The following is a 20,665-nucleotide window of genomic DNA, read 5'->3' on the forward strand; positions in this document are numbered from 1 at the left end:
ACAGGATCCTTGCCGGAACCGGGCGCCAAAACTTGCGTGTTGCCTGCTATACGCCGTAACCAATAATGATAAGCATTCCCATCGTCGCGCGGTCCGATAATGGCATGACAACGTGCGACTCCAAAGCGGCCGGGAAAATAGCGTTCAAGCATTTTTTCGGCCAATACTTTTTCGCCACCATACCAACCCGGATCATTTTCATGGACTGGTGAATTTTCAGTTAGACCGGCTTTACTAAAATCACGATAAACGGCAATGCTGGATACAAAAAAATAATAATCTGTGCGCTCGCTGAGCAGCCTGGCAGTTTGCTCTACCAAACCGGATTCTTCTGGCCAAACATCAATAACGGCATCCCATTTTCGATTGTTTTGCAATGCAGAAAGATCACCTCCATTTACAGCGCGCAAACCACGTAATTTTTCAATTCCTGGAAAAAGATGAGATCGGGTAATACCACGATTAAACAAAGTGACTTCGTGTCCATGTGCGAGTGCGTGTTCAACTATTGCGGGTCCCACGAAATTGGTACCGCCAAGCACTAAAATCTGTGATTTCTTTTTTGCTGGCGCAACAGGTACTACACAGCTAGATAAAGCTGCACAAGTGCTGGCTAGAGACAAACCGAGAAAGTCACGTCTTTTCATTATTCAATAATTGACACACACGATACTTCCAACAATTTTATCAGATTTGTACTACAAATTTATTCGCTTCTCCTGATTATGATTCTAGGAAATATTTAAAGCAAAAAGATTTCCATGGCCATCGCCCGTTGTCAGTTAATTGACGCAGAAACCACTATACAATTAATCATCTCAAGCATTACTTTAATCGAATTAAGCAAGTCTCAAGAATTGTATGAGTAATATAGTAATTGGACTGACCTTAAGTAAAAAAGACACGGTTCAAAATTGAATTCCACTAAATAACCGAGCGTTTCAGATAAAAAAGAAAAGCCTCGACAGGAGGCTTTTGGTTGGATTAATTTTTGTGTGTCTCTGTTTGTTTATCTCTGTTTGTTTATCTCTGTTTATTATGCTGAATTGACATGCTTACATTACTTTATCGCTCTCATCAGTCGCTAACAAGCCTCAAACATCGTTACCTTTGACCAGTAGGTATAGGCCCGTTGCCAGCATGAGCAACTGGAATTCCATGCCACCATTCATGACATCGAAGCCATTTTTCAGATGCACCATAAAAATTGCCCCGATCATGATCACTACCACAATTGCTGCGCCAAGCCGCGTAATAATGTCCTTGGTAAATGCACCGGCAAGTAACGCAACTCCGGCAACCAGCTCGCTGATGGCTACCGCCCAGGCCAGAGGTGCAGCCATGCCCATCACGGCCGCGAAATCGGCAACAGGAAATTTGCCATAGCCATGGTATAAAAAGGTTGCTGCGAGCGAAAGCCTTATGGGCCAATGTGCATAGGGTGATATGGCGCTTAAAAATTTCTTCATGTGTCTTCTCCCGGTAATGTTTGTCTGCGAGTGTAGAGCATGGTCTGTTTTAAGTCACGTTGCAGTGCGGCTGAAAGAATCCGGTGACTCTCGACCGCTATCTAACGGAATCAAAATATTATTGACGTGTAGTAAATTGCTTATCAGCATAAAATTATTTTTTTCTGTTTTCCACAAAAAAAACCCCGTTAAACGAGGTTTCTTTTTGTTATTAACTATAATTGCTGTGAAATCATTATTTTTCTTTGGCGATCACGGAATTGATGCGCCATTGTTGTACTACGGTGACCGCGCTGTTGGTGATCCAGTACAAGACTAGGCCGGCCGGGAAAAAGGAGAATAAACCAACCATAGCGATGGGCATGAATTTCATCACCCGCATCATTTCCGGATTACCGCCACTCATGGGTTGTACTTTTTGTTGCAAGTACATGGTCACACCATAAAGTACCGGAAGAATGAACAGAGGGTCTTTGGACGAGAGATCCTGGATCCATAACATCCACGGCGCCTGTCGCAATTCCACCGATTCGATCAGGAGCCAATAAAAGCCCAGGAAGAACGGGAACTGGATCAGGATGGGTAAACACCCGGCGGCCGGATTGATCTTTTCTTTGCGATACACATCCATGGTGGCTTGCGAGAGTTTTTGGCGATCGTCCTTATAACGTTCTTGCAATAATTTAATGCGTGGCTGGATCTTTTTCATGGCCGCCATCGAACGCGCGCTTTTGGCCGTGAGCGGATAAAACGCCGCTTTAATCATTAAGGTCACCACCACAATGGCCCAACCCCAGTTACCGATAAAGCCGTACACCCAGGACAATAACCAGAACAGGGGTTTGGAAATGATCGAGAACACCCCGTAGTCGGTGGTGAGATCGAGTTTTTCGGAAATGGCGGCCAGATCTTTTTGTATTTTGGGACCGGCAAAGAACTGTTGCGAGACATTGATGCTTTGTCCCGATGCGACTTGCAAGGTTTCGGCTGCGGCGGTGAGCTGGTAAGAATTCTCGTCTTTGGATTTAGCGGTGAATTTCACCGGTTTGCCCGCAGCGGGAACAATGGCGGCCAAAAAGTGATGTTCAAGAGTAGCCAACCAGCCACTGGTGATCTCAGTATCGATGGCGTCGTCCATCAAGTCTTTGGTTTTGAGTTTTTCGTATTTTTCGCCGTCAAACCAGGCCGGCCCCTTGTAGGAGTAAGAATCCACATCGAACATCGAACGCGAGAGTGGCAAATGACTGCGACTCAATTGTGCGTAGGGACGCACCGCCACATTCTTGCCACTGTTGTTAACGATTTTATAATCAATGGTGAAAGCAAAACTGTTGCGTGAAAAGTTAAAGGTTTTGCTAACCGTAACCCCGTCAGCCGAAGTCCAGGTGAACGGGACTTGCAAGGTATCTTGTCCGTCATCCAGAGAATACGTTTCGGCGGCACTTTTCCACTCCACCAGATGCGTGGGTTGCTCACCTTGCCAGCTCGCGGTCATACCGGTATTCAAAAGATAGGTTTCCACCTCGTTACGGGTGAATAACTCCACCAGATCGTCGGGGGTTTTTTTGGATTTGGGGTGCTGGGTCAAGGTCAGTTGGTCAATGACCGCACCGCGGGTATCAATGCGTAGATCGTAAACGTCGGTTTGTACCCTGATCGATCTGCCTTGCGGTTTTTTAACCGCGGTGGCGGTTTGCACCTGGGGTTTGGCCAGATCAGTACTCGCGGCATCCGTGGATGGGGCTTCTACGCCCGGCACATCCAGAGTTGGCGCCGGCTGGCTGGCAGCGTTTTCAATTTGTGCGGCGGGCAAAGGGCGCGGATGATAATCTTTTTGCCACTCCATGTACAACATGGTGAGGGTTAAGAACAAGGCAATGAATAAAAAGGATCTCTGGTTTTCCATGGATTAAATCTTTAAGGTCTATTCTTAATTAAGTAATGTTTTAATTAATGGTTAATAAGTTAATTTCTTAGTGTGAATCTTGGGTTTATCTTGCTCTTTAATGTTTTGGTACCGGGTCATCACCACCGGGATGCCAGGGATGACACTTGCAGAAGCGTTTACTGCCCAGCCACAAACCGCGTAAATGCCCATGAGTACAAATCGCCTCATGCATGTAACTGGAACAACTCGGACTAAAGCGGCAATTGTTACCCAGTAAGGGGCTGACCCAGCGTTGGTAGACGCGGATCAAAAGTAATACCGGGCTGATAGATTGAATACTGGGCATATAAATTAATCAGCACCGCTTAAGTCGAGACTCGACGCTGGTGTTGGATTATACGCCCGAATAATGTGTCAGCACTGTTTCGGATCTTTTTTAGATCGTCGACCTGTGTGCTGCGTCGGGTCAAAGCCACAATATCCACCGCCGGCAAGTCGCTGTGCAACCGAAAGGCCTCACGCACCTGGCGTTTGATGGCGTTACGATCCACTGCGTGCGGCACCCCGCGTTTGGCAATGGCCAGACCCAGGCGAGCGTGCCCCTGATCATTGGCCAAAATGGCAAAACTTAATTGGGAATCGGAGACGCGTTTGCCGGATTTTAAAACCCGCATAAAATCAAGGCGCTTGAGTAAGCGCCTTGATCTTGGAAATGTGGTGTTGGATAACACGTGTGAGTGTGCCGGTCACCAAAGTCATTCGGTAACCGTCAAACCGGGTTTATGCCGTTAGTTCGGCACGCCCTTTGGCACGACGACGCTTAAGTACCAGACGACCGCCTTTGGTGGCCATGCGGGCACGAAAACCGTGAGCACGTTTGCGTTTTAAAACACTGGGTTGGAATGTACGTTTCATAATCTGTAACCTGTTAGCGTGTTATTGACAAATTGGGTCAGGGCTTGGCTAAAAGCGATTTGACCATTTCTTCAACAGCACGGCGTTGACGAACCGCGCAGAATACGGATATAGCGCCCTTTTGTCAAGCAAAACAGGCGTTTTCCGAGCCGATCTGCTGTGTCGGAATCGCTGATCATTTTGACCAGATATCAGCAGCAATCTGTCACAAGAAAGACCGCTGACAAAACTATTTCACATTCATCCATGTGCTTAAATATTAAGCGGAACAGCGGCATTTCCCCTTCAAAGCTGTGCTTAAGGCGTGGTTTGAGAATTTTTCGCTTTCGCTGTTCCCGGCCAAGGTCTCAGTGGTACACTATCCAGCCTTTTTTCCACCGCTGGCAATTACCCGATTAGCCGTGGCTGACACGCCGAATGTATTCACTAAGCCAGGTTGCTTGAGAACGCGCACTTGGCTTGCGCTGGAAACGGGATATTTATTCATTATTAAAACGACCAAAAATACAGGTCGAGTAAAAGCTGACGAGTAGGGTTGGCGATTTAACTGGAGTGAGCTTTGTCCACCGCGTGGCAACATTGTCTGGATACCTTGAAACTTGAACTGGACCAGGAACAGTTCAATATCTACTTGCGTCCCTTGCATTGCGAATTACGAGGTGATGAACTGACCTTATACGCGCCGAATAATTTTATTCGTCAACATTTGGAAAATGACCTGCTGCCGCGAATTCGTGAATTGTATTCCAGCAAACAAAGCAATGGACAAGTTGTACTTGCCGTTGGAAACCCGAGTGAGCCACGCGTGCCCAGAAAACAGGCCTCGGTAATCGCGCGTGATCATGCCATCGACCAAAGCTCCACAACCGGCTCCTTTATGCAGCCCACTCCCTTTCCGATCTCCAGTCGCTTGAATCCGGATTTTAGTTTTGGCAATTTTGTGCAAGGTAAAAGTAACCAGATCGCCAGAGCGGCGGCCTTACAGGTCGCGGAAAACCCCGGGTATTCCTACAACCCCTTGTTTATTTACGGCGGTGTAGGACTGGGTAAAACCCACTTGATGCACAGTATTGGAAACGCCATCTTAAAAACCAATCCCAAGGCTAAGATCGCTTATGTGCATTCCGAGCGTTTTGTGGGTGACATGGTAAAAGCCTTGCAACACGGGCGCATTGATAATTTCAAACACACCTATCGGTCACTGGACGCCCTGCTCATTGATGACATCCAGTTCTTTGCCGGTAAAGAACGTTCCCAGGAAGAATTTTTTCATACCTTTAATGCCTTAATGGACGCCAAACAACAGATCGTTTTGACTTCCGACCGTTACCCCAAGGAAGTGACCGGACTGGAAGAGCGCTTAAAGTCGCGTTTTGGCTGGGGTCTGACCGTGGCCATTGAACCACCGGAACTGGAAACCAGTGTGGCTATTTTGATGCAAAAAGCCGAACTCGCGCAAATTCAATTACCGGAAAATGTTGCGTTTTTTATTGCGCAAAACATTCGTTCCAACGTGCGAGAACTGGAAGGTGCCCTACGTCGCGTGGTGGCCAACGCACGCTTTACCGGCCAACCGATCTCGCTGGATTTTGCCAAACAGGCTTTACGTGATCTGTTGGCGGTGCAGGAAAAACTTATTTCAATTGAGAACATCCAGAAAACCGTGGCCTCGTATTTCAAGATACGGGTGAACGACCTCACCTCAAAAACCCGCACGCGATCGATTGCGCGGCCACGTCAAGTGGCCATGGCCCTGGCCAAGGAATTAACCCGCCACAGTCTGCCGGAAATTGGAAAAGCCTTTGGCGGACGTGATCACAGCACGGTAATCCATGCCCAAAAGAAAATCAAAGCCTTGCGTGAGAGTGATCATCGCATGCGAGAAGATTACGATAATTTATATCGTACCCTGACCAATTAATCCTGCGATAACTCAAGAAAGCGAGTGAGTTATGGCGGGAATGTTTTACAATACGAAGTTAAACTCAAACCTGTGTCAATTTGGGTGGATATCAAGGTTGATATCACAGTATTTAACCTTGCTTTGCATACAAACAGAACAACTTGTGTATAAGTATGTGTATAACTCGAGGACGACATGTGTGAAATAAGAGTTTGTGTACTTATTCACATTTCATACACAGGATGTGAGTGCTTTTAAAGCCTCTTTAAACACAGGCTTAAAATTTGATAACTTATTGATTTATATAAATAATTAGTCTTTTATACAGTTACCCACAAGACTAATAATAGTAATAATAAAGTATATATATAAGGTTTTATTTATTATGTTATTCACCATATCCAGAGATTCATTCCTTAAAACCCTGCAAGCGGTAATCGGGGTTGTTGAACGACGTCAAACTATGCCAGTCTTGGCCAATGTGTTTGTGCAAGTGAGTAAAAATGATCTCAGCCTCACGGCTACCGATCTTGAAGTGCAATTGGCGGCGAGCACCAGCGATGGTTTGAAAGTTGAAAAAGCCGGTGACATCACCCTACCCGGTCGCAAGCTTTTGGATATTTGTCGTAACCTGCCGGCTGGCAGCGATCTGCGTTTTGCTCTGGATAAGGAACGTGTCACAGTGCGCTCGGGACGATCGCGCTTTACCTTGTCGACCTTACCAGCCACTGAATTTCCGGTGTTGGAGGCGGTTAAAGGTGCGCAAACCATCAAGATCTCGCAAAACACCTTGCGTGAGCAGATCGAACGCACTCAGTTTTCCATGGCACAACAAGATGTGCGGTATTACCTCAATGGTATGTTGTTCGAACTCAAAGACGGAAATCTGGTTACGGTGGCAACCGATGGACATCGCCTGGCGATGGCGGCTACAGCCGTGGAGCATAAGTCGGATGTACAAATAATTCTGCCTCGCAAAGGGGTTCTGGAGCTGTCGCGATTACTGGAGACCGACGGGGATGTGGAAATTACTTTAAGCCAGCACCATTTGCAGGCGGAGCTTGGGGACAGACGTTTTATATCCAAGTTAATTGACGGAAAATTCCCTGAATATCAAAGAGTTATACCAAATTCAACCTCAAATAATATCGCGGCCGATCGTCAGGAATTACGCGCGGCCCTGCAACGTGCGGCCATTTTATCCAATGAGAAATTCCGCGGTATCCGTCTGGAATTAAAAGAGAACACTTTAGGCATTCATTCCCACAACCCCGAACAGGAAGAAGCCGAAGATGCCATCGAAATACAATTTGGCGGAGAAAGTTTTGAAGTGGGCTTTAATGTGAATTACTTACTAGACGTATTAGGTATTTTGCAATCCGATCAAATTGAGCTGGGTCTCACCGACTCCAACAGCTCGTGTTTGATTACCGACGAGAAAATGCCCGGGGCGAAATTTGTGATCATGCCAATGCGGCTCTAAGCCGATTTGTGTACAGGTCGCACAGTTTTAACTTTGGCCGGTGACCTGTTTAATTCCTGACTTATGTATCTGACCGAACTGGCGATCTCTGATTTTCGTTGTCTTAACCAGATTCAGTTCAAGCCCTCCTCCTCGATCAACCTGATCCTTGGGGCTAATGGCGCCGGCAAAACCTCCATTCTTGAAGCGATTTTTTGTTTATCCCGTGGCCGCTCTTTTCGAGCCAACAGTCTGCTCAAACTCATTCAGGACCACCAACCGGCCTTTGTACTGAGAACCAAGCTCGAATCCGAGATCACTCACCAATTGGCTTTGCAGGTCTCACGCGATGGTTCCAGTGCTAACACTCTGGCTAAAATTGATGGCGAAGTCACGAACAGCCTGGCGGAATTGAGTCGTTTATTGCCATCAATCATTATTGACCCCAGTATTCACAAACTGATTGAAGACGGCCCCAAAGGCCGGCGCCAGTACCTGGATTGGGGGGTGTTCCACGTGGAACCTCAATTTATGCACGAATGGCGTCGCTATCAACGTGCGCTCAAACAGCGAAACGCGGGCTTAAAAAAAGGCATTTCCCATCTACAATTACAGGCTTGGACCGATATTTTGATCGAATCGGGCGAATACATCGATCGGGTTCGACGCCAGTATTGTCAGGAGATTTCCAAGGATATACCGATTTTGGCCGAAACTTTGGTTGGTATGCAGATCGATATAAGTTATCGATCCGGCTGGACCAAGGATCTGAGTTTTGCCCAGGCTCTGGAAAACAGCGCCGAGCGTGAGCAAAAAACCGGTTTAACCGGGGTTGGGCCACATCGAGCAGATCTGGTGATCCGTGTGGGTGGAGAGGTTTTAACTAACAATAATGAGCACGATTCAGACGAAAAAGCACAACATACCCAGTTTCATCGGGCGCAACAGCGGGTTTCGCGGGGACAACAAAAACTGATCGCGGCCAGCATGATGCTGGCTCAGGCAGTGCATTTCAGGGAAAAACACCAGGTTTCACCCATTTTATTAATCGACGACCCCTTTGCTGAACTGGATTCCGAGCACAGCAAGCGTTTGCTGCAAGCCATCCAGGATCTCGACGCACAAACCTTTGTAACCGCTTTGAGTCCGATCGATCACCCGATTTTTGCCCAAGCAAAACAGTTCCACGTGGAACATGGGAAAATATGTAAAGCATAATTTCAATCTACTATTTGTCCTAATAGCCCAGTTCCAGAAAAAAATACCCCATAAAAAGCACACGTTTTTGGAACAAGAAGCCACCCAAGTGTGAATAAAAATCAAACAATATTTAATGATGCGACGCAACATAGGTAAAATTATGTGTTGCAGCGCACAAAAACCGAGACATCCTTTTGTACAATAATTAGGCATTCGAGAATGCATTCTGAGCCAATTTTGGCGCCAACTTGAGTTAGACCCTGACAAAGCTAAAAAATTGATTTAACAGCAGTTCTGAGCGATTTAGGGCATATTCGAAATGCATAAAAATGGTATAATTCTGGGTTTGAATTGGCCCCCAATTCCCCTACCAGAACTGAGACATTCATGACAGCCACGCAAAGCCCTGATCAATCTTACGACTCCAGTAATATCAAAGTACTCAAAGGGCTTGAAGCCGTACGTAAACGGCCCGGCATGTACATAGGCGACACCGACGATGGCACCGGATTGCACCACATGGTGTTCGAAGTGGTCGATAATTCCATCGATGAAGCTCTGGCCGGGCATTGCTCCGAGATCCAGGTCACCATTCACGCCGACGAATCTGTCACCGTGATCGATGACGGGCGAGGAATTCCAACCGACATTCACCCGGAAGAAGGCCGTTCTGCCGCCGAGGTGATCATGACGGTGTTACACGCCGGGGGTAAGTTTGACGACAACTCGTATAAGGTTTCGGGTGGTTTGCACGGTGTGGGTGTGTCGGTGGTCAACGCCTTGTCGGACGAACTGGAGTTAACCATTCATCGCAATGGCAAAACCCATTTTCAAAAATACCATTTGGGTGAACCGGCCGGTGACTTGGAAATTGTCGGGAACACCGCGCGTTCGGGAACCACCATTCGTTTTAAGCCCAGCGCGAAAACTTTCACCAATATTCATTTTTATTTTGATACCTTGGCCAAACGCTTACGCGAACTTTCTTTTTTGAATTCGGGTGTGCGCATTGTGTTGCGTGACGAGCGTGACGACAAAGAAGATGTATTCGAATACGAGGGCGGGATCAAAGCCTTTGTTGAACACCTGAACCAAAAGAAAACCCCATTACATCCGAACGTGTTTTATTTCACCGGCGAGACGGATGACATCGGAGTGGAAGTGGCAATACAGTGGAATGATTCGTATCAGGAAAACATGTTCTGTTACACCAACAACATTCCGCAACGCGATGGCGGCACCCACTTGGCTGGATTTCGTGCGGCACTCACGCGCAGTTTAAAAAGTTATCTGGACAAAGAACTCGCGAGTAAAAAAGATAAAGTTACCCCGAGTGGTGACGATGCACGTGAAGGCATGACGGCGGTATTGTCGGTAAAAGTTCCTGACCCGAAATTCTCATCACAAACCAAAGATAAACTGGTTTCCTCGGAAGTGAAATCGGCGGTAGAAGCCATCATGTCGACAAAGTTTAAAGACTTTCTTTTGGAAAACCCCAAAGAAGCCAAAGCCATCTCGAGCAAAATGATCGATGCTGCACGGGCGCGTGAAGCCGCGCGCAAAGCACGTGAAATGACACGGCGAAAAGGCGCCCTGGACATTGCCGGACTGCCTGGCAAACTTGCCGACTGTCAGGAAAAAGACCCGTCAAAATCCGAACTGTTTCTGGTGGAGGGTGACTCCGCGGGTGGCTCGGCCAAACAAGGCCGCGATCGCCGTACGCAGGCTATTCTTCCTTTGAAAGGCAAAATTCTGAATGTAGAAAAAGCCCGTTTTGACAAAATGTTGTCATCCCAGGAGGTAGGCACCTTGATCACGGCATTAGGTACCGGGATCGGGCGTGATGATTTTGATCTTGAGAAATTGCGTTACCATCGCATCATCATCATGACCGATGCCGACGTCGATGGCTCACACATCCGCACCTTGTTGCTGACGTTCTTTTATCGACAAATGCCAAGCCTGGTCGAAGCTGGACACATTTATATTGCCCAACCACCTTTGTACAAGGTCAAGCGGGGTAAATCGGAAATTTATGTTAAAGACGACGCCGAACTTAACCAGATTTTATTGAGTAATGCACTGGATAAAGCGGCCTTGTTTGTAAATGAAGGGGCGCCGCCAGTGCAGGGCGTTTCACTGGAAAGTCTGGCCAAACAATACATGATGTTTGAAAGTATTATTCAACGTTGGGCGCGTCGTTATGATGAAAATGTCTTACGCCAAATGTTGCACCTTGAAGCCATTACTGAAGACAACCGGGAAGACCGGGCCTTTATGCAAAACTGGGCCGAGCGACTGGTGGCGCGTTTGCAAAACGATGAAGACAATGCACCGAAATACAAAGTGGAATTCGAACACCACGAAGAAGATATCGGTTACACCCTGGATATTCAACGCCATTATCACGGTGTTATCACCCATAAACGTATCCAAAATGAATTCTTCCAATCAGCGGAATACTTGCATATCGCTGAGCTTGGCAAAGACCTGGCCAATCTGATCGGCGAAGGCGCCAAAGTCACCCGCGGTGAAAAACAAGCACCGGTTGAAACTTTAAAAGAAGCCGTTGACTGGTTAATGAATGAAGCGAAAAAAGGTCAGTCAATCCAGCGTTACAAAGGTTTGGGTGAAATGAATCCCGATCAACTCTGGGACACCACAGTGAACCCGGAAACCCGTCGCTTGCTGCAAGTAAAAATTCAGGACGCGGTTTCCGCCGACGAGATCTTTACCACGCTAATGGGTGATCAGGTTGAACCGCGGCGTGAGTTTATTGAGAAAAATGCCTTGTCGGCCAGCAATCTGGACGTTTGATCTTTTGCAGCGCTAGATTTCGATAGTGTGATGGGTGTTGCCGGTTTTTTTGGCTTCACTCAAGGCCAGGTCAGCGCGCTTCATCACAATTCGCACGGTTTCAAAGGCACCCAGGATGGGAGTAATCCCAACACTCACGGATATGTCAATTGCAATGTTGTTTATGGATACGGTTTGCAGGCCTTGATACATGTTTTGCATTTGATTCTCAACGTCTGTGATAGAGCAACCGTCAAAGATCAGTAAAAAGTCATCGCCACCTATACGACCAATGTGAGTTTCATCTGGACAATGCTTGCTTACATGCGTGGCCATATACTGCAAACACAGATTACCGATCTCGGTTCCATAATTGTCATTAATGACATGAAAATTATCAATATCGACCAACGCCACCGTGCAATCCGTTTCGGAATATTGTAAGCGTTTGATGGCTTTTTCCAGTTCATCGAAAATAGCCGCGCGATTCAGTTTGTAAGTGATGGTATCGGTACGCACTTCCTCCAACAGGGAATCCTTGATATGCACCGCGAGTAAAGCGCGAATCATTTCTGTGGCATAACGGTGCAGGGCATCGTTCTCACTCATGGAGTAATAACGGTTTTTATCGATATTCATTAACATCCCGCACCATTCCTGACCACGCATAAATACAGGCACAATAAGCATTTTGCTTTGTTGGTCAAAGTCATCGGATTCATCGACCTCAAGTTCGGAGATCTCCGTACCATGACAAATTCTTGGAATTTCCAGAGGATGTTTTTGTACGTATTCATTGTAGGCATTCTGATGAACCTCCTTGTCAACACGAATGTGCATATGGGTATCGATCTGATAAATGATCGCAGCATTGTGGAACTGGTACAAAGGCCTTAGTTCTTCAAAAAACCCGTGCACAATTTCGTTTTCCGGGTTCTCTGAATTCTCACGCGCCTGAGTTTTGACCCGTACAAGAAATTCGGCGTGCTTTTTTTCGATTTCCAGAGATTGGTTATTCATGCGATTGGAGGATTGTGCCCTGTCACGCTGTTTGCGTAGATCCACAATTCGTTCCGAGAGCCCGATACTCATAATCAAGGCCTGTATCAAAACACCGATCTGAAAAGCATAGGTGGTATAGAGGCTTGCATCGATCACACTGGAATCTGCCAAGATTCGAATAAACAAGCCAATGATCAGGGGAATTAAAGAATAAAGTATATAACGAGCCTGGCGGTTGCCCAATTGTAAAACCAGGAAGGGGACAATAAAAAGCAATGGACTGAATAATATGCCCGCCCAGTTGAGCACCAGGGTGACAAATTCCGGCAAGGGCCGCATTACAAAAAACACAATGGTCAAACTTGCAAATATGAGTTTGATCAATTCCGTGAGTTTGTATAAATTCGGTGAATATTTTTTCAGGCGCATAAAGTGCTGTATGAACAATGCGAGTAAAAACAAACACAACGCACGCATGGCCAACACGGTGTTTTCAGATCCCGCGAGATAACGGGCCATGGCAAATTCATAAATTTTGTGGGAGCTGGTCATTAATGCCAAAACGGCCGTACCAAGGAATAAAGCGTAATACAGATAATTGCGGTCATGAATTCCTATAAAAAACACCAGGTTTACCAATACCAGACTGAACATACTGGCGTAGAGCATGGATAAAAAAGAGGAATACTTTTTATCCAGCCTGACATAACTGTCCTGTTTCCAGAGTTTCAGGTCGGGCTCAACGGTATTGCTGCTCCAAACATGAAAATACAGGATATTGGTATTATTGGCCTCTGGAGGCAATTCAAATACCAGGGCACGTTTGGAGTATTTCGGTTGCGATTCAAAATCGAATTGCTGGATACGTTTGATCGGTTCTTTGCCTGCGATCTGAGGTAAGACCAGATCAATTTGTTCCAAGGTACTCGGGGTGAAGGCAAATAATTCATTTTGGTTAAAACTTGATGCATCGGTTTTTTGAATACGTAACCAGAACTCGACAGTTTTTTGTCGCTGTGCACGAATCAAAATACTGTTGTAAGGTTCAAAGATCAGCGTTTCAAGGGGCAGCTTATCGGCATCGCGGTCACGCGGATTACGAATTGAAAGATCCACCAATATGTCTTCGGGCATCAAGTTCTTAGTGCTTGAACTTTTGGTATATGCAAATTCCGTAGCATAGGTCGCCGGCGATAAAAAGCTGGCGAAAAAAATACATAACAAACTGATTAGCAGCAAATCCGGAAGCCGTAAGCTTCGATCAATTTTCAGATTATTAATCCCGCAAGTCATAAACTGTTAGCGCCCGGTTGATAGGCAAATGGCGTCATTACTGTTGGATCATCAATGGTAATGCAATCGCGCCCGTTGTTCTTTGATTGATACAATGCACTGTCCGCACGCCTGAGCAGAGATTTGAAATCCAGGGTCGGGTATTCATACTGGGCAATGCCGATACTCAGGGTAAATTGACACTCATCGTCTTCAATGATCAAGGTATCCAGCGACCCGGAGAGGCTAATCATAATGCTACGTACTTGTTGCGGTGTGTAATTTGGACAAACAAATAAAAATTCATCACCACCCAATCTACCAACATGGCAATCCTTGGGCATATAGCGTTTCATCTGGTAGGACAAATAGGATAAACAGGTGTCTCCGGCTTCATGACCGAGGGAATCATTAATTTCCTTAAAATGATCAATATCCACAAAAGCAATGGATAACGGCAAATGTGAAACCATGGCGTTATCTATCTCATTATTTAATTGATTCAGGATGGCACCACGATTCATGACCTGGGTCAGGTCATCAGTTTCGGCTTTGATCGAATATTGTTTTAGTTTGTGGGCATTGACCAAGGTTCGCACCAGTTCGGTTGCGTAGCGATGCAGCGATTCAAACTCATCACTGGTAATCTTGCTGGTGACCTCGATATTCAAAAGCATGCCACTCCATTCGTGCCCGCGCATGTGTACAGGCAAGATCAACATCTTGGTCTGGACGGGAAAAAAAGGATGGCTGAACAAGGTTAGTTCGTTAATCTCAGTACCGTGGCAAATTTTAGATACATCTTCGATGTGGTCATTCACGTATTCCTCGAAAGCAGACTGATTTCTTTTGTGGTTGGCGTAAACTTTGATATCCGCATCAACCTGAAAGACTACAGCACCTTGTTTGACCTGAAAAAGACGCTGGATACGATCGAAGAATACTTGCACGATCATTTCGTCATGATTAGAGCCCGGATTGGCTCTTACCTCGGCGCTGACACGAGCTAAAAAGTTTGAAAAATCCTGTTGCTCTTGCAAGCTTTGTGCGGCGAAATCGCTTTCACGTTGAGCCACGTCACGTTCATTGCGTAATCTGAGCATTTGATCCGACAAACCGATGGTCAAGACTATTCCCTGGAATACCACGGCTACATAAAAACCGTAATTTGCAATCTCCAGATCTGGAATAAAATCCAGTATGACCATCAATCGTATAACCACTGTGAAAATTAACGGGGTAAAGGCTAATAAGAAATACGCGGCCTGTTTGTGACCCAGGTACCAGGCTTTCAGAGCAGCGTAAAGACCCAGAGGGAAAGTCATGAGAATCGCATAATTGACCACATTAAAGGCCGCTGGCGGGGCAGGCCAAAACACCAGGGAGAACAAAGCGACTCCGACATAAACCAGCAAACAGATATTGGTAACAATATAAAAAACCGGCGTGTAGGTTTTTAATTTTAGAAAACGCTGGATAAAAATGGTGAGCGTTATACAGGTCAGAGTGAACAACAAAAGAGTACTGTTATAGGATCCAGCTAATAACCTACCACTCTCGAATTCATAGAGCTTGCCCGATGCCATCATGGTAAATAGGAGAATTGCACCCAGATAGACCACATAGGACAGCAGATCACGGTCACGTATAGCCGCATAAAAGATCAGGTTCACAATAACCAGAATAAACAAACTGGCTAACATCGCACTTAAAATAATACTTTGTTTGCGATCGATTACCAGGTATTGGTCGTGTGTCCAGTAGTCTATTTTTAGCTGTTCGTCATTGCGGGAGTGCACATAGAACAAAATATCCTGTCCCACTTTGTAGTTGTCGGGAATCTCAAATACTTTGGTGCGATTGGAAAACTTGGGTGTGGTATCGATCTTGAAACGGTTAATGCTTTTTATCGGCTCGTTGCCTTGCAAGGCCGGGATATACATATCCACATTGTGTATGCTGGCCGGACGTATAGACAGAATGTAGCCAGGTTCGAATTTGCGGTTATTCGGTAAACTCATGCGAATCCAATAGGCGTCAGATAAGTCTGGTTCGAAAAACAGGGTTGCGTTGTCGAGCTCTCTGAAACGATCGTTGTTTGGAAGCACGCGCTCTGATACTGGCGTGAATTCGACGTGCATGGCTTTAATGCCAGGAGAAAGCGGAGCGGCCGTTAAAGAATGAGCGCACAACAGGCTCCACAGCACAGCCAAGAGGCATTGCTGAATCAAGTGGTACTGTCGTGTTGTTCGCCCCATGTCATTACTATCCCTATGTAATTGTTTATTCTGTTATTTTTATTGGCCAGTTCCACCATGGAACGCTCCAGCCGATAATTATCGCCAGATTGTGTACTAATGTAAATATAGTTAGTTTGACTAATCTGCTACAAAAATCGCATTTGTCTAAAAACCACAAGGGATTGCCGCTTCTGGGTGTGACGACTTGGAGATTGAGCCGTTTAACTTATTGTTTTATATAGAAATAATTTAAAAGTCAAATCAATTTTAAACGTTTTAAGGTATCTTTAATCTGATCCAGTGTATCCGGATTCAGATCAATGGATGTCGCCCAATCGGTGAGCTTCAGCCATTTGCGGGTCTCATCGACATCCAGCGCGTAAGTGGCGGCAATGACTTTGGCCGCGATTGGTGAGGCTTTTAATTCCTCCGCGCACTCAAAAACAGATTGTAGTATTGAACTGATCAAGTCGGAATGGTTTTGCAACACCGACTTTCTTACACACACCACAAAGCATGGCCACGGCGTTGGAATTACAGCTACACAACGAAATTCACCTTCATCCACCAACGGTTGGGTCATGAATTTTTCCCATAAGAACACAACGTCTTTGGTGTTAGCCATGTAGTCGCGCGCCCCGTCAAGATTGCCAACCCGCTCGAATTGTAAATCTGACAAGGGCCAGTTTTGCTGGTCGGCCAAGACATAAGACATCAAGTGCGAACCGGAACCGTAACGACTAATCGCAAAGCGCAGGTTTTCACAATCATCCAGTATAGTAATGTCAGAATCAGCGGCAACGTGAATGCCCCATAGCAAGGGTGTGGTGGTGTAAAAAGACAAGATCTCATATTCACACTTGTGGTTTAAGCCCTTGATCGCCCCTTCGCTCAGGAGCATGGCAATATCGACCTCGGCCTCATTTAATGCAGCAACCATACTGCCGGTACCGCCCGGAAAATCCATCCAGCTGGCGTCAACGCCCAGGTCGGTGAGTTCTCCCGAGCTTATGGCAAGTCGCCAGGGAAGATTAAAATGTTCAGGCACGCCACCGATGCGAAGTTTGACTGGTTTCATAGTAAGATTATAACAATGCAATCCGCGCTTTTTTCTTCTGACACAAATCTTTTACCCAGAGACGGTAAAGTGGTCTTGTTTGAGAATGCGCTTAATGTCGATTTTGATACATTGCGTGATGAGATCGAATGGCGGCATGAGAAGATTCGACTGTTTGGCAAACGCGTTTTGCAACCGAGATTAACCGCCTGGTACGGTGACCCGGGAACGGATTATGTTTACTCCGGGCTGAAAAATACGCCCAAAGCCTGGACACCAACACTACAGGCGATTAAACATAAGATCGAAGAATATTCCAAAACCCGGTTTAATTCGGTGTTATTAAATCTGTATCGGGACGGGCAAGACAGTATGGGTTGGCATCAGGATAATGAACCGGAGTTGGGTGACAATCCTGTTATTGCGTCGCTGAGTTTCGGGGCAAGTCGAAAATTTCAAATGCGCCACAAGTTTGACAAGACGCTTGCGAAACTCGATTTCGAATTGCATAGCGGTTCTTTACTGATCATGTCAGGACAAACGCAACAATATTGGCAACATCAGCTAGCAAAAACCAAAAAAGCGGTTGGTCAACGCATTAACCTGACTTTCCGAACAATACATCACAAAGAATAAGGTGATAAGCAATGTTGAAAAAGAGTCTACTAATCTCGCTAGGTGCTCTGTTACTGGCGTGCAATTTAGAAACCTTACCCGATGAAAAAGCAGAATCATTGCTTGAGGAAGTGGTCATGACAACTTATGAGTTCTCTTTTACCGTTCCTGACCCTGCCTGGACCCTAACGGTCGAGTCGGTGCTGGAGACAGACCAGCATATCGCCATTGTGGCAATGCTCGACCGGCCCAAAGATGTTATGGCGCCACAGGTCATTTCAGAGATCATCACCAAAGTTGCCTTTCCCTTACACAATAAGCCGGTCAAGGTCTATATCAAAGGCAAACAATGGGGCTGGGAAAATACGCTTGGTGGAGAGTTTGAAGACCAGATCGTGATCGTGGATCAGGGTTTCTCCATTACAGGTGAACCCGTAAATTTTGAATTACGCGAACCATCCAGAAAAAGCGGACCTAAAAAAGTCAGTCCCGATAGCCCCGCAAGTGAGATCTAACTCAGTCCACATATTCAAGGACGCTCAATACTGCTATCTCACGTTGAACCATTACAACCTGGCGGACCCAAGAAGCAAACGATCGGGACTCCACTTTAAAAGTTCAAAAAGGAATCCCTTGAAACAGCGCAGCTGTTATCGAGGGTCTCAAGTTATGGTTCAAGTCAGAAATTCGAGATCCTGGATCAAGTCCAGGAATTCAATTGACAATTTAACTCAAAGACTTCTGTAACAATTTTTTAATTGTTAAACCCTGTACTGCGATTGAGAAAATCACCACACAATAGGTAATAGTCAAGATCGGGTCACGTACCCACTCAGCTTTCGGTATCGACAATGCCAAAGCTACCGAGATACCGCCGCGCAAACCGCCCCACACCATGATCTTGATGGCGTGTTGGGTGAAGGGTCGGGTTTTTTTGAGTAATTGCACGGGGCCACCAACACTGACCAGTCGGCACAATAGAACCACCGGAATGGCGATCAGACCGAGTAACAAGTATTGCCCGTTCAAACTTAAAACCAGAATTTCGACCCCGATTAACAAAAAGAGTACGGCATTCAGGATCTCGTCAATAAGTTCCCAGAAATCATCCAGACGTTTTCTGGTTTTGTCCGACATCGCAAAATAGCGACCCTGATTTCCTATTAACAAGCCTGCAATTACGATCGCGATGGGTGCTGAAATGTGTAAATATTCGGCAAAGGCATACCCGCCCGATACCAGGCCGAGTGTGATCAAGGCTTCTACCTGATAGTTATCCACATGACTGAGCATCGCATAACCGATGTAGCCAATACCCAAACCAAAAATCGCGCCGCCAATCGCTTCTTTTGCAAATAATCCCAAAACATTAGAAGCCGAGGCTTCTGTTTGCCCGGTGGCAAGTCCGAGCAGAACCAGGAAGATAACAACGCCTACACCGTCGTTAAATAATGACTCACCGGCGATCTTGGTCTCTAAAGTTTTGGGAGCGCCGGCAATTTTCAGGATTCCCATAACGGCGATCGGGTCGGTGGGCGAGATCAATGAGCCAAACACCAAACACCAGAGATAATTTATCTCCAGACCAACAAGTTGAAAAATGTAATACATTACCGTGCCTACCAAAAAGGTCGAAAGCATCACACCAAAGGTAGCCAAAATCGCAATGACCCATTTCTGTTCGCGCAAGTCATTCAAATTCACATGCAGCGCGCCCGCGAAAAGCAGGAAACTCAACATGCCATGCAAGACCGTCTCGTTGAAATCGATGGATACTACCAAAGCCTCTGCCGATTCTCGTAATCCGGGGATAAAGCCTCCGATAAAAATAATCACACTCGCAAATACCAGGCTCAATAACATAATGCCGATGGTGGTCGGTAATTTAAAAAAGCGGTGGTTGAGATAGCTGAAAACAGCAGTCAAAACCAACAGGGCGGATAGGATGTCGAACAGGCTCATGAGGGTAATTTTTCTTAGCAGAGAGTGCGGTAGATTTTAACTCAAGCGTTATATAAAAGCTTAGGAATTCAAGGGCAATTAAATGTAATCATAAAAAAAACCGGCCGAAGCCGGTTCAAATTATTACTTGCTGACGAGTAATCAGAAATTCGCAATAGTCTCGGTGTCTGCTTGTACAGTAATATTTTGCTGATCTATGAAAAATACATCTTCAACAGGCGGCGTTGCCGTGGTATTCAGATTATCTACTTCCGGATCATCCAGATCGGCAGTACAGGTCAAAGCGACTGTGTAATCCAGATCCGCTTCCACAAATCCAATCTCATAACTGCCCGCACCGGTGTTAGTATCAATCGTGACATTGGCAGTGGTAACCGGTTCAGCATCCAAACCGTCTATATCATCGGCAACTGCAGCAAGACCGTCAAACAAATATACAGCAGTGCCTTCAGCACAATTATTATTGGTGAGGATATCAGCCGCAACTGTTCCTATTACAGTACCCACTTCCAGATTATTCACAACACGCAAGGTTGGGCGCAGGATGTAATCGGCATTTTGGGCAGATGGTTTGTGAACCGATTTTCTTAGATCAAAGTCAATAGTGAAATCGGTACGACTGCCCGCGGCAATCACAAATGGACGATTAAGTTTTAAACCATTTTGCGCACCGGATGGAATACGTAATGGAAAAGATTCTGTGTCAAACTCAATGTAGGAATCCATCACGCCTTCTTCAGCATTGACCAGTAAACGCATCCACTGATAGTTACCCGCTTCGAGGTCAGTCACAGAGGCCAAGAGTTCTGAATTGTTGCCCTGTAAGGCCATAAGATTGATCTTGTCAGCTGCATCAATTGATATTGTGCCGCTGGGACCATGCA

17 protein-coding genes are annotated in these 20,665 nt (G+C 46.0%); 6 read left to right on the top strand and 11 right to left on the bottom strand.

The window, feature by feature from the left end:
- From HKN88_00005 to rpmH, 6 genes are all read right to left on the bottom strand, one after another.
- Nucleotides 1–647 (bottom strand): NAD-dependent epimerase/dehydratase family protein (locus tag HKN88_00005; GenBank protein ID NNC96431.1); only part of this gene is annotated, 647 nt, incomplete at its 3' end.
- Between the two features lie 447 nt (nt 648–1,094).
- On the bottom strand, nt 1,095–1,469 hold the full coding sequence (locus HKN88_00010) for a DoxX family protein (protein NNC96432.1): 375 nt from the start codon (nt 1,467–1,469) through the stop codon (nt 1,095–1,097).
- Nucleotides 1,470–1,704: 235 nt separating this feature from the next.
- Nucleotides 1,705–3,375 carry a membrane protein insertase YidC gene (gene yidC / locus HKN88_00015; protein ID NNC96433.1) on the bottom strand — a complete coding sequence of 557 codons (1,671 nt, stop codon included), beginning with the start codon at nt 3,373–3,375 and terminating at the stop codon, nt 1,705–1,707.
- 97 nt (nt 3,376–3,472) lie between these two features.
- A complete protein-coding gene (yidD, locus tag HKN88_00020) occupies nt 3,473–3,703 on the bottom strand; it encodes a membrane protein insertion efficiency factor YidD (protein NNC96434.1) in 231 nt (76 codons plus the stop codon).
- A gap of 19 nt (nt 3,704–3,722) precedes the next feature.
- On the bottom strand, nt 3,723–4,088 hold the full coding sequence (rnpA, locus tag HKN88_00025) for a ribonuclease P protein component (protein NNC96435.1): 366 nt from the start codon (nt 4,086–4,088) through the stop codon (nt 3,723–3,725).
- 49 nt (nt 4,089–4,137) lie between these two features.
- Nucleotides 4,138–4,272 (bottom strand): 50S ribosomal protein L34, encoded by a 135-nt coding sequence (rpmH, locus tag HKN88_00030; protein ID NNC96436.1) that lies wholly within the window; start codon nt 4,270–4,272, stop codon nt 4,138–4,140.
- A gap of 559 nt (nt 4,273–4,831) precedes the next feature.
- On the opposite strand from rpmH, the gene dnaA reads away from it, so the two are divergent.
- The 4 genes from dnaA (at nt 4,832) to gyrB (ending at nt 11,654) form a co-directional block, all read left to right on the top strand.
- Nucleotides 4,832–6,193, top strand: a complete 1,362-nt coding sequence (gene dnaA, locus HKN88_00035; protein NNC96437.1) for a chromosomal replication initiator protein DnaA — start codon at nt 4,832–4,834, stop codon at nt 6,191–6,193.
- 367 nt (nt 6,194–6,560) lie between these two features.
- Nucleotides 6,561–7,658 carry a DNA polymerase III subunit beta gene (gene dnaN / locus HKN88_00040; GenBank protein NNC96438.1) on the top strand — a complete coding sequence of 366 codons (1,098 nt, stop codon included), beginning with the start codon at nt 6,561–6,563 and terminating at the stop codon, nt 7,656–7,658.
- 63 nt (nt 7,659–7,721) lie between these two features.
- Nucleotides 7,722–8,855, top strand: coding sequence for a DNA replication/repair protein RecF (recF, locus tag HKN88_00045; GenBank protein NNC96439.1), 1,134 nt, complete (start codon nt 7,722–7,724; stop codon nt 8,853–8,855).
- Nucleotides 8,856–9,224: 369 nt separating this feature from the next.
- Nucleotides 9,225–11,654 (top strand): DNA topoisomerase (ATP-hydrolyzing) subunit B, encoded by a 2,430-nt coding sequence (gyrB, locus tag HKN88_00050; protein NNC96440.1) that lies wholly within the window; start codon nt 9,225–9,227, stop codon nt 11,652–11,654.
- Between the two features lie 12 nt (nt 11,655–11,666).
- On the opposite strand, the gene HKN88_00055 is transcribed toward gyrB, so the two are convergent.
- From HKN88_00055 to HKN88_00065, 3 genes are all read right to left on the bottom strand, one after another.
- Nucleotides 11,667–13,769: a GGDEF domain-containing protein gene (locus HKN88_00055; protein ID NNC96441.1), complete on the bottom strand. Its 2,103-nt coding sequence runs from the start codon at nt 13,767–13,769 to the stop codon at nt 11,667–11,669.
- A 155-nt stretch (nt 13,770–13,924) separates the two neighbouring features.
- Entirely contained in the window at nt 13,925–16,048 is a 2,124-nt protein-coding gene (locus HKN88_00060) for a diguanylate cyclase (protein ID NNC96442.1), read from the bottom strand.
- Nucleotides 16,049–16,403: 355 nt separating this feature from the next.
- Nucleotides 16,404–17,225: an ABC transporter substrate-binding protein gene (locus tag HKN88_00065; GenBank protein NNC96443.1), complete on the bottom strand. Its 822-nt coding sequence runs from the start codon at nt 17,223–17,225 to the stop codon at nt 16,404–16,406.
- A gap of 15 nt (nt 17,226–17,240) precedes the next feature.
- Between HKN88_00065 and HKN88_00070 the strand changes: the two genes are divergently transcribed.
- Together HKN88_00070 and HKN88_00075 are read left to right on the top strand one after the other, a co-directional pair.
- Nucleotides 17,241–17,840, top strand: coding sequence for an alpha-ketoglutarate-dependent dioxygenase AlkB (locus HKN88_00070; protein ID NNC96444.1), 600 nt, complete (start codon nt 17,241–17,243; stop codon nt 17,838–17,840).
- Between the two features lie 11 nt (nt 17,841–17,851).
- On the top strand, nt 17,852–18,334 hold the full coding sequence (locus tag HKN88_00075; protein ID NNC96445.1) for a hypothetical protein: 483 nt from the start codon (nt 17,852–17,854) through the stop codon (nt 18,332–18,334).
- 211 nt (nt 18,335–18,545) lie between these two features.
- Here the strand turns inward: HKN88_00075 and HKN88_00080 are convergent, their stop codons facing one another.
- Both HKN88_00080 and HKN88_00085 read right to left on the bottom strand, forming a co-directional pair.
- Complete coding sequence (locus tag HKN88_00080) at nt 18,546–19,781, bottom strand: sodium:proton antiporter (GenBank protein NNC96446.1); 1,236 nt, start codon at nt 19,779–19,781, stop codon at nt 18,546–18,548.
- A gap of 141 nt (nt 19,782–19,922) precedes the next feature.
- The coding region (locus tag HKN88_00085) for a DUF4382 domain-containing protein (GenBank protein NNC96447.1) at nt 19,923–20,665 on the bottom strand (743 nt) is incomplete at its 5' end.

Source organism: Gammaproteobacteria bacterium (genome assembly GCA_013001575.1).
Classification (GTDB): domain Bacteria; phylum Pseudomonadota; class Gammaproteobacteria; order Steroidobacterales; family JABDMI01; genus JABDMI01.

Excerpts from the sequence above, each read along its gene's own strand:
- recF (NNC96439.1), top strand. The coding sequence starts at position 7,722 with ATGTATCTGACCGAACTGGCGATCTCTGATTTTCGTTGTCTTAACCAG.
- HKN88_00010 (NNC96432.1), bottom strand. The coding sequence starts at position 1,469 with ATGAAGAAATTTTTAAGCGCCATATCACCCTATGCACATTGGCCCATA.
- HKN88_00070 (NNC96444.1), top strand. The coding sequence starts at position 17,241 with ATGCAATCCGCGCTTTTTTCTTCTGACACAAATCTTTTACCCAGAGAC.
- HKN88_00055 (NNC96441.1), bottom strand. The coding sequence starts at position 13,769 with ATGCCCGAAGACATATTGGTGGATCTTTCAATTCGTAATCCGCGTGAC.
- HKN88_00060 (NNC96442.1), bottom strand. The coding sequence starts at position 16,048 with ATGCACGTCGAATTCACGCCAGTATCAGAGCGCGTGCTTCCAAACAAC.
- rpmH (NNC96436.1), bottom strand. The coding sequence starts at position 4,272 with ATGAAACGTACATTCCAACCCAGTGTTTTAAAACGCAAACGTGCTCAC.
- HKN88_00080 (NNC96446.1), bottom strand. The coding sequence starts at position 19,781 with ATGAGCCTGTTCGACATCCTATCCGCCCTGTTGGTTTTGACTGCTGTT.
- yidD (NNC96434.1), bottom strand. The coding sequence starts at position 3,703 with ATGCCCAGTATTCAATCTATCAGCCCGGTATTACTTTTGATCCGCGTC.
- dnaN (NNC96438.1), top strand. The coding sequence starts at position 6,561 with ATGTTATTCACCATATCCAGAGATTCATTCCTTAAAACCCTGCAAGCG.
- gyrB (NNC96440.1), top strand. The coding sequence starts at position 9,225 with ATGACAGCCACGCAAAGCCCTGATCAATCTTACGACTCCAGTAATATC.
- HKN88_00065 (NNC96443.1), bottom strand. The coding sequence starts at position 17,225 with ATGAAACCAGTCAAACTTCGCATCGGTGGCGTGCCTGAACATTTTAAT.
- yidC (NNC96433.1), bottom strand. The coding sequence starts at position 3,375 with ATGGAAAACCAGAGATCCTTTTTATTCATTGCCTTGTTCTTAACCCTC.
- HKN88_00075 (NNC96445.1), top strand. The coding sequence starts at position 17,852 with ATGTTGAAAAAGAGTCTACTAATCTCGCTAGGTGCTCTGTTACTGGCG.